Source organism: Cereibacter ovatus (assembly GCF_900207575.1).
GTDB lineage: Bacteria > Pseudomonadota > Alphaproteobacteria > Rhodobacterales > Rhodobacteraceae > Cereibacter_A > Cereibacter_A ovatus.
Window position 1 is genome coordinate 53,819 of sequence record NZ_OAOQ01000018.1, and the last position, 15,288, is coordinate 69,106.

Annotated in this window: 1 protein-coding gene (running past one end of the window); it reads right to left on the reverse strand. The window is 69.5% G+C overall.

All coding sequences use genetic code 11. From position 1 onward, the window contains the following. Nucleotides 1-15,083 carry the 5' portion of an LEPR-XLL domain-containing protein gene (locus tag CRO07_RS15095; RefSeq protein WP_176504588.1) on the reverse strand. It extends 22,252 nt beyond the left edge of the window, so 15,083 of the gene's 37,335 nt are visible here — the first part of the coding sequence; its start codon is at nt 15,081-15,083; the stop codon falls past the left edge of the window. Nucleotides 15,084-15,288 lie beyond the last annotated feature (205 nt).

Sequence of the window (15,288 nt, forward strand, 5' to 3'; positions counted from 1 at the left end):
CCGCCGCCCGCGCCCGCCGCCGCAAGCGAGGTGGCGATAACGCTGGCCTGAATCCGGCTTTCGGACGCGGACTCGACCCGCAGGCCGCCTTCGGTCGCACGGGTGCCGGCGGCAGTCGCATTGCCGGCAAGACGGGCCACCGTGTCGGTGTTGACCACGTTGACGGCATTGGCCCCGGCCCCCGCCAAGGCGACGCCGACAAGATCGCCCGCCGCCAGCGAGACGCTGGCCGCTTGCGACACAGCGTTGATGGTCACACGCTCGGCCGTGAAGCCGGCACTGCCCAGATCCAGCACCCACTGGCGGCCGGACAGGCCATCGACCACCGCCCAGCGGCGGCCGGCGGTGATCTCGGACAGGCGCAACTGGCCGGCCGGGCCAAGGATTTCGACCCCGGCGGCACGCAGATCGGCATGAAGCCGGGCACGCAGCGCGTCGTCGGCCAGCACATCGGCGGCCAGCGCCTTGCCATCGGCATCGGTCGCGGTGCCGGAAAGGTCGGTCAACTCGGCCGCGGTCAGCGTGGTAGGCAGGCCGACCGCGGTGGGGGTTGCATGGGTATAGGCCTCGATGGCGATGGCACTGCCATCGGCGCCACCGCTGCCATGGGCGACCAGATCGCTGGAAACGGCTTCGGCCCGGACGCGGTTCTCGACCACGTTGGTCGCATCCGCCACCCCGATGGACAGCGCGACACCGACGCTGCCATAGCTGGCCGACAGCGCCGAGGCCCCCGTCACCGCGTCGATGGTGCTGTCATCGGTGGCCAGCAGCGACACCTCATCGGAGGCCAGAACGGTGCTGGATTGCACAAGCGCCTGCACATCGGTGGCCAGACGGTTGGTGGCCGAAGCCCCCGACCCCGAGGCGCCAACGCCCACGCCGCCCGCACCAACCGCCACCCCGGCCGAGATCGCCTGCACAAGGGCGCGGATCTCTTGCCGCGAGGTGGCGCGCACGGCCACATCGCCGCCCGTGCTGGCAAGGCTTGCATCGACCACCCGGGCCACCACCTGCGCGCCGTCGCGCGCAAGACCCACCTCGCGCCAGAGCTTTGCGTTGGCATAGTCCATCTGCGACAGGACGCCATTGCGGGCCCAGAGGGCAGGATCATCGAAATCCAGCGTGCTGGGCGCAACCGTCAGCGGCTCCGCGCCAAGATAGGTGTAAAGCCGGCCCGTCGCCGCGTCGAAAATCGCATCGTTCTTGCGGATGGTGCGCTTGGCCGTGTCGGCGGTGGAATAGCGGGCAAGGTCGGCCGCCTTGATCGGCTGGGGCCCGACATATTCGAACCGCTGACCCTTTCGCACGCCTTCGGTGATCAGCACCACATCGCCCGCGGTGATGGTCGGCGGCTCGGATGCGGCGGTGGTGTAGGTCTGGCCGCTGCCGTCGCCGCCATAGCCGATTTCGTTCCGTGCGACCGCAACCCCGATTGCCGCACCGATCCCGACGCTGCCCGCCGCCGCCGCAAGCGCCGCCGCGACGATGGTGGCATCGATGGTGCCGCGGCTGTCGGCATGGACCTGCACATCGCCCGCGGCGCTGACAGTCATGCCGACGATCTCGGCCACCGTCTGCGTGCCGATAGCGTTGCGCGCGCCCACCCCGGCGCCGGCGACGGATACGCCCACCATGCCGCCAGACAGCGCGACTGCCGCCGCGGCCGCGGTGCTGCGGATCGCGCTGAGATCGGTCGCGCGAACGCCGATGGCGCCTTCGGCCTGAACGGTGCCGCGGGCCGGGGTCTGATCGTCGTCAGACCGGGCGACGCCGGCGCGCACCACGCTGGTGATCTCGTTCACCGCCGTCGTGGCCGCCACCGAAAGCGAAACCCCGACCATCCCGCCCGCAACCGTCAGCGCCACCGCCGCAGCCACCGCATCGATGCGCGAACGGTTGGCGGCATCAATGTCGATCGCGCTCGACAGGATGCTTGTCCCGGCGCCGAAGATCCCGGCGACGGTCGATCCGGCGATGCGGTTTTCGGCGTGGACACCCGATCCCGCGACCGCGACGCCCACCTGCCCGGCGGCGATCCCGACAGACCCCGCAAAGACCAGCGCATTGATCTTGCGATCGGACCGCGCGTCGATGTCCAGCGCACTGCCGGCACCCGTGCCATCCGCACCGCGCAGCACCAGATCGACAACCCGCGCCGCGACCGCGCCGCGACCGGACTGCGCGCCACCGTAAAGATCAAAGCCGATGAAGTTCCGCGCAACCGAGGCGCCCACCGAGGCGCCGACGCCCACCTGACCGACCGCCGCCGCCATCGCGGCCGCGATCACCGTGGCGTCGATGGCCGAGACATCCTCGGCCCGGACGATGATGGTGCCGGCCGCCGCCGCGCGCACGCTGGCATTCGACAGCAAGGCGACCGTGTTCGAGGTGATCGCATTGACCGCCGCGGCCCCCGCCCCGGCGACACCCACCGCCACCTGACCGCCGGCCACCGCCAGCGCGGCCGCGGCACTGACCGCCGAAATCGTGCTGCGTCTGGACACAAGCGTGTCACCCGACCGCGTCAGCGTCCACTGCCGCCCCGCGGCATCGACCACGGCCCAGCCCTGACCCTCGGTCAGAACCGTCACCCGCAGATCGGCTGCAAGCGCCGTATCGCTGCCGGTGTCGGCCGAGACGATCTCGCCGGCCTGTTCCAGCGCGGCCTTCAGCGCCCGCAAGGTCGCCGCATCCTGCGCCGGATCGTCGGTCACCGCCGCCGAATCCAGCCGCGCGAAGGTCAGATTGCCCCCCACCGACAGCGGCGCGGACAAAAGCCCAGCACCGGTGCGGGCATCCACCACCAGCGGGGTATCCGTGGCCGTCAGGCTGACCAGCGTCAGGTTCGACACCTCGGCGGTCACCTGATTGTCCACCGCATTCCGCGCCACCGAAATGCCCAGCGACACCGCCACGCCGGCCTGCCCGAAAGCGGCCGCGATCGAGGCCGCCGCCGCGACCGCCGTCACCGTGCTGTCATCGCGCGCGGTCACCGACAGCCGGTGCGCGGTCACGCTGCCGCCGGACACGCGGGCCGTCGGGTCGCTGGCGATGCGGTTGGTCACCCCCACACCGCTGCCGGCGATGCCCACGCCCACCTGTCCACCCGCAACCGCCACCGACCCTGCGACCGTGATCGCCCCGATCTCTGCGCGGCTGGTGGCTGCAACGGTGACATCCCCGCCCGTCAGCGCCAGATCCGAGTTCAGCACCTGCGCGCGGATCGACGTTCCCGCCCGCGTCAGATCCACCCGCCGGAACAGATCGCCATTGGCATAATCGAGCAGGTTGAGCACACCGCCCGCGATCCATCTGGTGCCATCCGTGAAATCGAGTGCCGCCCCCGCCGCCAGCGGCGTCGTGCCGATGTGGCTGTAAAGCCGGCCGGTCGCCGCGTCGAAGATCACGTCGTTCGGCGCGATGCCTTGGGTCAGCACGCCGTTGCTGGCGATCGCCGAAGACAGGTATTTCGCGTAATCGCGCGCCTGAATCGTCGTCGGGCCAAGGTATTCGTACGCCTCGCCCGCCCGGGCGCCTGACGCGATGACGATCACGTCGCCGGTGGCGACCGTGGCCGGCGTATCCTGCCCGGCCACATGGTCGGCGTCGATATCCGCCATGTCCTGCGCGGCAAAGCCGATCTCGTTTTCGGACACCGCAACCCCAAGCGAAGCGCCGACGCCCTGCTGGCCCACCGCCACCGCCGCCGAGGCCGCAACCACCGTGCTGCGGATGGCCGTCTCGGATGTGGCGGACACCCACAGGTCGCCCGCGTCGCTGGTCACGTCCGATCCAAGGATCTCGGCCACAACGCCGCTGCCGCCGATACGGTTGCGCGAAAAGGCCCCCGCGCCCGAGATCGCAACCCCGGTCTGCCCGAAGCCCGCCGCCAGCGCCGCCGCCATCACCGTGGCATGGATCGCCGCCGCCTCATGGGCCATGACCTCGATGCTGCGGCCTGCCGCCGACATGCCCGGCGCGGTGACCGCCGATGCCACGCCGGTCAGCTCGATCCCGCCCGCCATGGCATCGATGCGCGCAGTCGTGCCACCACCGATCAGGTTGCGGGCGACGCTGGCGCCGATGGCGACCGCGATGCCCTGCTGGCCAACCGCCACCGACAGCGACGCGGCCCCCACAAAGCTGCGGATGCGTGCAAGGTTGACCGCCGTCACCGCAAGGCTTGCCGCCTCGATCCGGTCGGCGGCCGAGCCCGTTCCCTGCCCCGTGATCGTGGCGCGGGTGGCGGCATGAACCTCGTTCAGCCCGACCGCGCCCGAACCGCTGACGGCAACGCCCTGCTGGCCGCCCGCGATGGCGGCGGCACCGGCCACCACGACCGCATCGGTCCGGGTCTGGTTGACGGCCGAAACAACGACATGCCCGCCGCCCGCGATCAGGGTGGTGTTCGCCACCTCTGCCGCCACCGCGAACTCTTGCCCCTCCTGGCCGATGGCGTTGATCGCGACCGCCGCCCCCAGTGCCACGCCCACGCCGGTCTTGCCGAACCCCAGCGCGGCCGAGGCCGCCACCACCACGGCATTGATCGCCGCCTGCCCGGCCGCCGTCACCGTCACATCGCCCGAACTGGCCAGCACGCTGTCGGTGATCCGCGCCGAGGCGCCGCCGCCGATCGCGTTGCGCACGCCGACCCCCGCACCCGAGATCGCAAGCCCGGTCTGGCCGCTGACACTGGCACTTAGCGCCGCCGCGGCGCCAATGGCCGCGATGGTATCCTGCTGAACGTCCAGCCCCGCGCCACCCAGCCGGATCGCGAAGGACCGGCCAAGGCCATCAACCAGAACCCAGCCCTCGCCCTCCTGCGCCCTGGACAGGCGCAGGTCGTCGCTGTAAAGGCCGAACTTGCCGCCAGCCTCTTGATAGACCAGCCATTTACGGCCGGCCTCGTCGGTGATGCGCCAGACGCTGAACGGGTCTGCGGCGGTGCCATCCATCAGTTGCGTGACCGACAACGCGCCGTCATGCGCGATCTGCGCCCCGTCAAGGACAGCGCCCAGCCGGGCACGAACCTCTGCGACCGCCTGCACCGCGCGCGCGCGGGCAAGATCACTGGCCGCGGCGTCGACCAGCGCACCCGGACCTTTGGCCAGCAGGGTCAGAAGCGCGGGCCAGGTGGTGGATAGCCCGGTGGCGGGATGGGTGCCGGCCGGCAGCGCGGCCAGATCCCTGATCGGGTTGAAGGCGGCGATCCGCGCGTCCTCGGGCAACCGGGCATTGAAGGCGTCGATCAGCGCCGTCCAGGTGTCGACGGACTGCGCCCATGCATCCGCGTCGATCCCGATCTTGCCATCGCTGCCCTCGCGCAGCGCCAGTTCGGTCGCGGCATCAAGATCGGCCGCGTCGATCGCAGGAGAGACGGTGAACGATCCGGGCGGGGCCACGCGGCTGCGCACCAGCACGCTGCCAAGGCCGCCCGCGCCGGTCGCGGCGGCGTCGATGGTCGCCAGCGCCTGCGTGTTCACATCGTTCAGCGAAACCGCCAGCCCCACCGCGACCGAAGCCGCGCTCTGGCTGCCGCCGACCGCCGCCGCGACGGCGGCGCCCACCACGACACTGCGGATCTCGGCCCGGTTCTCGGCCAGCACCGACAGATCGTCCCCCGACAGGGCCGCGACCGAGACCAGACGGGCAAGGCTGCCGCCACGGATCCGGTTGCGCGCCGCCGATCCGGCGCCCGCGACCGCGGTGCCGCCCTTGGCCGAGGCCGCAACCGCCAGCGACACCACCACGACCGAGGACGAGATTGACTCTTGCGACGCCGCGCTGATGGTGATGTCGCCGACTGCCGCAACCTCTGCCGCGTTGACGATCTGCGCGGTGGCGGGCTCTGGCGCCTCGACCAGATCGATGCGCTGCCACAGATCTTCGACCGAGTAATCCTCGATATCGAGATAGGTCGCCTTGTCCCGGTCCGGCCCGGTATAGCGATAGACCTGCCCGGCAAGGGCGTGGGTGCCCAGAATGCGCACGGTCTGATCCGCGCTCAGACCTGCCGCGATCTGATCGCTGTCATAGGTCGTGCTGGCCGGCGGGGACGCGGTGAAGCCGATCTCGTTTTCGGCCACGGCGATGCCGATGGCGACCGCGGTCGACTGCCCCGACGAGGCGCTGACGCTGGCGGCTATGTTCAGGATGTCGGCGCTGATCCGGGCGCTGTTTGTGGCGCTGACGGTGATGCTTTCGTCGGCCAACACACGGGCGACATTGCGGATCTCGGCAACAAGCCCGCCTGCGATGCGGTTCATCGCAAGGGTGCCCGCCCCCGACACCGCAGGGGCCGAGCCGGACCCCAGCGACAGTGCGACCGAAACGGCGGTGGCCCGGCCGATCGCGTCGATCACCGCGGTCCTGTCGGCGCGCACCGTCAGGGCGCCGCCGGCCTGAATACGGCCAAGGTCAAGAACCGCCGCCGTGGCGGACGAGCGGATGATGTTCTGCGCGAAATTCGCCGCAAGGCTGACCGAGGTCACGGCGCTGTTGCCGGCCGAGATCGCCAGCGAGGTCGCCGCCAGTTCGGCCCGGATCAACGCATCGTCCAGCGCGGTGACGGCGATATCCTGAAGCGCCTCGAAGGCGGCGGTGGCGCTGCCGCCGATCCGCGCGGTGACATCGCTTGACACCTCGTTGCGGCCGATGACGGCACCGATCGAAACGGCGGTGCTGTCGCCTTGCGTCCCCGCCGCCAGACTGACCGCCGATGAGGCCAGCCGGGCAAGGATCTGCGTATTGGCCGCGGCGCGGACATGAACCGCGCCATCGACGCCGGCGATGGTGCCGGCGGCCAGCCCTTCGATCAGCGCATCGGTCCGCGCGGCGATCCGGTTCATGGCGATGACCGGCGCCACGGTGACCGAGGTGGTCCCTTCCCCCTCGCCGCCGTCCGTTCCGGTGTTCACCTGAAGCGCCAGCGCCGAGCTTTCGATCACGGCGACGATGGCGCCCGTCCACCCCGCATCGGTGGTCAGATCGCCCCCCACATCCAGCGTCGCGCGCCGGATGACGGCCTGCGTGACGACGGTCGGGGCGCCGCCCAGATCGGTGCCCGCCAGCGCATCGATGGTGGAAAACAGCAGGTTGGTCGGCCGGTAGCCGATGGTGTTGAAGGCAAGGACGACGCCGACAGAGGTGCTGGCCTGAACCTCGCTGGTGACGGTGGCAAGGATCGAGGCTTCGGTGCGGGCACGCAGGGCAAGATCGCCGCCGGTGACAAGGGCCACATCCTCGATCAGGGCGGTCGTACCGCCCATGATGGTGTTGGTCGCGATCACGACATTGACGCCGGCGGTATCGGCGCTGACCACGCTTTTGTCATCGGCCACGACCTGCGCGGACTGAAGCGCCGCAAGGTCAAGCGCCCCCGCCACGGTGACGGTGGCATCCGAAACGGTGGCGGCAACGCGGCTGCCGATGTCGTTGCGCACGACAAGACCGCCAAAGCCGGTGCCCTTGCCGCTGCCGCCCTCAAGCACATTGGCCGCCAGTGCTGCGGCCTCGACGATCTGATCCAGATCCACCGCCAGCCAGTTGGTGGCATCGGTGAAATCCTCGGTTGCAAGATCGACGCCCTGACGCGCGGTCAGGGCGACATAGATCCGGTCGGGATCGCCCAGAACCGCGCGCCACAGCGTCGTGTCGCCGTAATCCTGCTGGTCGAGACGGGGCGCCTCAAGCGGGTCGGCGCCGACATATTCATAGATCGTGCCGGCCGTGCCGCCGCACATGTCCCAGTCAAGCCGCAGCCGGTCGCCCGCAACGATCACCTCGGGGCGGTCGAGAACGGTCAGACCGCCATGCCCGATGGTGACCCGGTCGCCCAGCGTGATGTCGCGCAGGCCGGAATGATCGGTGTAGGTCTGGCGGAAGAAGTTCGCCAGCGCCCGGATCGCGCCGGCCACCTCGCCGTCGCCGCCGGTTGCCGCCGACAGCGCAACCTCCGAGAAGATCCGCGCATCGTCCTGCGCAAGCACGGTCATGTCGCCGCTGACGTCAAGTGCGGTGGCGATGGTTCCCGCCGCCAGATCCGAATCCAGCACCTCGGCACGGGCGACGCTGGCGGTCATGTTGCTGGCCAGAACGAAGCCCGCCGCCACGGCGGATGCGCCCTCGGTGGCGGATTCGCCCAGTTCCGAGGCGGTGTCGTTGGTGATCCGCGACAGGATCGACGCGGTCGAGATCGCCGTAACCGTCAGATTTCCGCCGGCATTGACGGTCGATCCGTCGATCAGCGCCACCGCCTCGGCCGGGGTCTCGTCCAGAAGGTCGGTGCCGATCAGCGCATCAAGGATGTTGTCCCAGATCCCCGTGGCCTGATAGCCGATGGTGTTGAAGGCCAGCGTCAGGTTCACCCCGGTTCCGTCCGAGGTCATGGCGCTGGCGTTGCGCGCCAGAATGTCGGCGCGGTTTTCGGCCGTAACCGCAACATCGCCGGTGGTGACGATCGCGCTGCCGGTCAGGGTCGCAGAGGCCGAGTTCAGGATCAGGTTCGTCGCGATGATCCCGCCCGCCGCCACGCTTTGCGCCGTTCCGTCGCCGGTCGCTTCGGCGGCGGCCTCCAGCAGGGCGTGGATACGCGCGGCCTCGTCCACCGCGACGACGACCGAACCGGCACGGACGGCCGCCCCGTCGATGGTGGCACGCGCGGCGCTGCGGATGTCGTTGCGCACGATCAGCGCGCCGACCGCCACGCCGCCCTGCGCGGGCTGCACCGGATCGGGCGCATCTGCGCCCGTGCCGGTGACCTCAAGGCTTTCGACGATGCTTTTCTCCAGCGGCCCGGCAAAGCCGACCACCCAGCTTCCGGCAGCCGAACCCGCGGTCACCGCCACTTCGAAACCTGCGTCGGTGATCGTCTTGGCACCGGCCGCAGGCACGGCCTCGCCCTCGCCCTCGCCCTCGGCGGGCAGTTCGCGCGCCGCCTGCAAGGCAAGGGCAATGTCTTCGGCCGTGGCCGCCTTGGCGATGCCCTCGGCGGTGTAGGTCTTGCCATCGATCACCACCGACAGCGTGAAGGTTTCCTTTGGCGGCACCACGAACTGGAAGCTCGGCCCGGTCGGCTCATGGCCAAGGCGGATGACGGCGGTTTTGACCGCAAGGCCGGGCAACGCATCGGCCAAGGCAGCCTGAAGCAGATCCACCGGCTGATCGGCCAAAGCGCCAGTAAACAGGATGCGGAACCGCAGCGGGGCTGCTTCGGCCCCGGGCTCGGCCTCGGGGTCTTGCGGGACCACGGACACCGCGGCATTGCCCGCCCCCAGCATCGCATCCAGCGCCGCCTGAATCGCCGCCGCCTGATCGTCAGCGGTCACCGTCCGGCCTTCGCGCAGCGTGCTGGAGCGGATCAGCAGGAAGCCAAGCTGATCGACGACCCGTGCCCGGATCTGACCGTGATCGGTGCCCGGATCGGTAAAGTCGATGTCAAAGGCCCAACCCGCACTGGAATCGTCGGCGTTGAAGCTGACGGTGGCGCGGCCCGCCTCGCCCAGAAGCGCGTCGATTGCATCCTGAAGCAGGGTCAAGGTTGCGGCGGCGGTATCGGCCAGCGTCAGTTCGGCACTGACCTCGTCGCCCAGTTTCAGGGTGAAGGTGCTGCCAAAATCGGCCTCGGTGCGCAGGAACAGCAGGCGCTGACGCTCGGCCTCGGTCTGGCCGATATCCAGCAGCGCAATCGGCGCGCTGACCGCATCGCCCAGCGCCAGCGTGAAGCCTGGCCGGGTGTCCGGGTCCAGCCGATCCGCATCCACCGTCAGGATCAGCTCCTGTTCCGCCGATGTTCCGGGTTCCTCGGCGGTCACCTGCTGCGCGCCGCTGGGCGCCGCCGCGGGCGCGGCGGTGCCTTCGGTCTTGCTGAGCGGGATGTCAAAGCCCACCCCCTCAAGCACCTGCATCGCACGGTCGAAGATGGCGGCATAGGCGGGGTCTTGCAGCTCGGCCGGGGTGATGTCACCGAACGCAAGATCGGGAAGGGTGTAATCGATCGCCGCTTCGGCATCGACAAGACGGCTGAACACCGGCGGCAGCACCGCGTCATAGATCGCGGCAAGATCGACGATCAGATGCCCCGCCTCGCCGGCCGAGACGAACGGCCCGCCCAAGGACGCGATCAGCGACCCAAGCGGCAGTTGCTGCGACAGGTCATAGCCCAGCAGCGAGAAGCTGAGCGTCGGGTCGGTCAGGTCCAGCTTGCCGGGAACGATGCGGATCGCAGCCAGCAGACTGTCGGCAAACGCCTGCGGCGACGACACGTCCAGCGTCACCGCAGCGTCCCAATAGTCGGCCGGGCGGGCGGCGATCTCGTCGGCATCCCAGATCTGTGCATCCAGATCGATCGACGGCAGTTGCACCGTCACCGTGGGCAACGCGGCGTCAAACAGCGCCGAGTCGCTGGCATCGAAAACGATGGGATCGACAGACCCCGGATAGTGCAGGACCAGCGGCTGCCCGAACAGTGTGAACTTGATGTCAAAGGCGGACAGATCGAAACTTGCGGGCAGTTTCCCGGCAAGGGCCGGATCGTCCTGATCGGGGGTGTCGATGTAAAAGCCGAAATCCAGATCGGGCAGGAACACCTCGGCCCCGGCAGCCCCTTGCGCCAGTGCGGTCACGAATTCAAGGAAGGTAGGGTCGTCCCAGCCGAAGGTGATGGCAAGGCCATAATCGACCTCGGCCCCGTTGTGCATGACCGTGCCAAGTTTCTGGCGGAACTCGTAGCCGGGCAGCGTCAGGTCAGGCAGGACGAACTCGAACACCAGCGACGGCAGCGCCAGACCAAGATCGCCCGCCGGCCCCAGCCCGATGGTGAAGCCGGTGTCGGTCTGGACCAAGCCTGCCGGAACCACGCCCTGCTTCGAGATGAAATCAAGGATCGTCAGGTCGTCCCAGCCGGCCTTGACCTTCAGGCCGAAGGCGTGGGTTTCGTCCCCCAGCGGCACGCGGGCAAGGATGAACTCTTGCGTGCGCTGCGGCAGGGCGGAATACAGAAAGCCCAGCGTCTCGCCCATGAAGCCTTCGGGGGGCGGGATCTCGAACCAGTAGCGGGTGTCGGCAAAATTGGTGTCCGTCAGGGTCAGCGCGCCATCCACGCCCATGAAGCGATAGATCCGCCCAACGGTGCCGCCGGCCTCGTGGCCGTCCTTGACAAAGACATGATCGCCAAAGGCAACCGCGGATTCACCCTGATCGCTGTAGTGATCGACCTTGATATATTCCGCCCCGGCCTTGCTGGCATCCGCCGCAACCGCAAGCACCGTGCCCGTGGCCAGTATCTCGGGCGCATCCGCGGCCGTCACCGACAAGCCCCCCCCGGTCAGCACGGTGCCGACCGGCGACAGCAGCCGCGCGCTGGCATCCGAAGACACAAGGTTGGTGGCCAGCACGACCGAGGCCGCCGCCCCCGCCGCCCCCGAAGCGGATTCGTTGCGCACCTCGGCGGTGATGGTGGCCGTCATCTCCGCGGCGATGGCCAGATCGCCCCCCACCACCAGCGCCGCATTGGACACAAGCGCCGCGACGGTTGCCGTGTCGGGGTCGCCGATGTCGGTGCCCAGCAGCGCATCCACCGTTCTGGCAAAGATGTTCGTCGGCGCCCAGCCGATGGTGTTGAAGGCCAGCGTGACCCCCACCGCCGTGCCCGTGCCCGAGGCCGACTGACGGGCAGCGTTCACCGCCGAGATGGTCGCGTCATTCAGCGCCGTGACAGACAGATCCCCGCCCACCACCACGTCGGACTCCAGTAGATCGGCCAAGGCGGTCGCGCGCACGAGGTTGGTGGAAATCACCCCCCCGGCCGACAGCGCCGGGGCCGCGGTTCCGGCATCGGGGTCCGCCTCTGCGGCGGTGGACTCGGTCTTGCCGGTCAGTTCGGCGCTGATGGCGGTCTGTTGCGCGGCCGAAACCGTCAGATTGTCCTGCACCAGCAACGACATGCCGGTGATGCGGGCATGAACCGCGCCGCTTGCGTCGTTCAGCACCACGACAAGACCAACCGCCGCGCCGCCGCCGCTGCCGGCGGTCATCGCGGTTCGGGCGTCGATCACTGCGGCATCGGTTGCCGCCACCTCGACCCCGCCCACCGCATCACGGGCGCGGCCGGTCTGGTCGGTGGTGATTTCGGCCGTGGCCGAGGTCAGAACCCGGTTCATCGACAGCACCAGCCCGACCCCCGCCGAGCCGGCGCCGCCCGTGGTCGAGGCATCGACCGACGCCTCGATCAGCGCGCCAGTCCGCTCTGCCTCGGGGTCGGTGGCGCCGGCCAGCACCCGCACCACGCCCCCCGTGGCCAGCGAGGCGTTGTGGATGCCCGCCCGCGTCGCAACCGGGCGTTCCGTCCCGATCGTGGTGCCCAAAAGCGCATCGGCCCCCTGCGCGAAGATGTTCGAGGCGTCCCAGCCCAGCGAGTTGAAGGCCAGGGTCACGCCCACCGCCGTGCCGGTCGAGGTGGCCGTCATCGCATTCGTCGCGCGGATCAGCGTCAGCGTATCAGCCAGAACATCCAGCCCGCCAGCCGCCTGAACCGAGCCGCCGGTCATGGTGGCCGCGGCACCGCCCAGCACCATGTTGGTGGCGATCAGCCCGCCCACGGCAAGGCCCGCAGACCCGGGTTCGCCCTCGGCGGGGGCCGCCGGGTCGGTTTCCTCGGCGGCGTCGCCCGTGTCCGCAGCCGCGATCACCACGGTTCCGGTGGCACTGGCCTCGATCTGGGCCAAGCCCAGCGCCGTCAGCGCGATATCGCCGCCCGAGATCACCGCGACATCGGCAAGCGCCGCGGCGACATCGCCGCGGACATCGTTGCGCACAACCACGCCGCCCACCCCGGCCGAAGTCCCCCCGGCCTCAAGCGTCACGTCGGCCGCGATGGTCGCGCGGTCGGTCGCGGTCATGGTAAGGGCGCCGCCCGCAGCAAGCCGCGCCCCCCCGGCCGCCGACCTGCCGACCGAAAGCCGGCTGCGCGCATTGACAAGGTTCGAGGCAAGGACAAGCCCCACGGCCGCCCCACCGGCCGAGGTCGCAGCCCCCGCCAGTGTGGCCGAGATCTGTTGCGCATTCAGCGCCCGCAGATCCATGTCTCCACCGGCATCAAGGTCGCTGTCGGTAACGCTCAGCACCGTCTGCGCCACCTCGGCCACCGCGATATCGGTGCCGATCAGCGCATCCACGGCGGAAAAAAGGCGAATCGAACCCGTGGCATGGATCGTCGGCTCGGCCGTGGACAGGACCGAGACCGCCACCCCGGACTTGATCCGGTTGCCTGCCAGCACAAGGCCCGCACCCAGCGTCTGGCCTTCGGACACGACACGGGCCGCAATGGTGGACTGGATGGTTGGCCGCGCCATGGCGGCAATCTCGATATTGCCCGCGACAAGGGCTGTGACATCATCCAGCGTGACGCGGGTCACCAGCGGATCGGCCGGCGCCCCCACCGCGGTGCCCAGCAGCGTGTCAAAGGCGGTCGCGAACAGGTTCCCCGGTTGCCAGCCCAGACTGTTGAAGGCGATCATCGCGCCCACGGCCGCATCGCCCGACAGCACCCCGCCATCGACCGAAGCCACCACGGTCGCCGCATTCGTGGCCGCGATGCGCAGATCGCCGTTGCCGCTGGTGGTGATCCCAGTGGCGGCAATGTCGACCGTGACCGCGGCCAGCACCTCGTTGGCCGCGATCATGCCCGCCACCGCCTGTTGCGGCAGACCGGACGGCAAAGCGCCGAAACTGTCGGGCAACGAGGTCGCAACCCCGGCCAGAACCGCACGGACCCGGCTTTCATCCGCAGCCGTGATCGCCACATCGCCCGCGGCGACAAGGGTCGCGCCGGTCACCGCCACCGACGCGGTCAGATCCACCTCGTTCATGGCAAAGGCGGCCATGGCCATCGCGAAGGTCGGCGGCGCCTCGGCCGCGGCGGCAATCGGGCCGGTCGACGTGACATCCACCGCCGTCCGCGCCGCGATCCCGATCCCGCCGGCCGATTCGATCCCGGTTCCGGTGGCCGTGATCGTCGCCGCCGCATCGACGGCCTGACTGACCAGAATCCCCGCCACATTGTAGGATGTGACCACCGCCGCATCGATCCCGACCGCCTGCGCGCCCGTTCCCATGGCGGCGATCCGCGCGGAACCAAGATCGACCGAAGCCGTGTCGCTGGCGTGCAGCCACGCGAATTTCAGCGCATCGACCGCGGCGCCGATGGTGCCATCCACGCCCGTGTCGGCGCCGATGGTCACCTCGCCCGTCACCCGCGCCGAGATCGAGACCGCGCCGGCCTCGACCGCCGCACCATCCAGCACATCGACCGAAGCCAAGGCCGTGCCCAGCCAGTAGGGATCGATGCCGATGGTGTTGTCGGCAAAGCTGCGCGCAACCTCGGCCGCAAGGCTGGCGGTGCCGCCGGCCGAAACCGATCCGCCAACACTGATACGCGCGCCGGTCGTGGCGGCTTCGCCCGCGGTTTGCGCCGCGGTCAGATGCTGCGCCGTGGCCGAAATGGCAACGTTTCCGCCCGCCACCACGCCATCGGTCAGCACGACCTGCGCCATGCCGCCCGTGACCGAGGCGGCGGCCGTCAACTCAAGCCCGCCATCGATCGACCATGCCCCGGCGCCGGTGTCGGCGCCAAGCGCGATATCCTCGGCGCCGACGCTGAGGCCGCCAATCGCCAGCGTGCCCTGCCGCGTCAGGGTAACCGTGTCGCTTCCCCCTTCGCCGGTCACCACCAGCAGCGTGCCGGCACCATCGAACCCGTCTTCGAAAACAATCGCGATGCTGTCGCCATGGTCGGTCCCGGTGATCGACAGGCCGTCGCCTGCCGCGATCACGGCAACATCGGCGTCACCGATGCGGACCTTGATCTGCGCGTCTGCGGTCGAGGACAGCCGGATCTCGCCGGCAAAGCCCGCGCCCACGCCGGCAAGGCTTGTCAGCGCGATGTCGGCGCTCATCAGGATGCGCGGCTCCAGCGCCTCCAGCCGGAAGGCGTGATCGGTCTGCCGGATCGGGGCCACCGGGATCTGCCCGCCAAGGCCCATCACCCGACGCCGAGCGCGCCGCAGCGCACGCGAAACAGTCATCCCGAATTTCCGAGGCCCGAAAGGTGCCGACATTCATTCCTCACAAAATCGATAATCTGCCGGACAAGAATTGGCGGGCAGCGTGATCATCAATATTCATCGTCCCTTAACAGGGTGCTGAAGAAATCGCCGTCGCGGAACAGTTTTCTTTCGGCGCAACCTGCTGGGTTTGGTTTCGGCTCCATCGACGCAGGCGAGCTACATG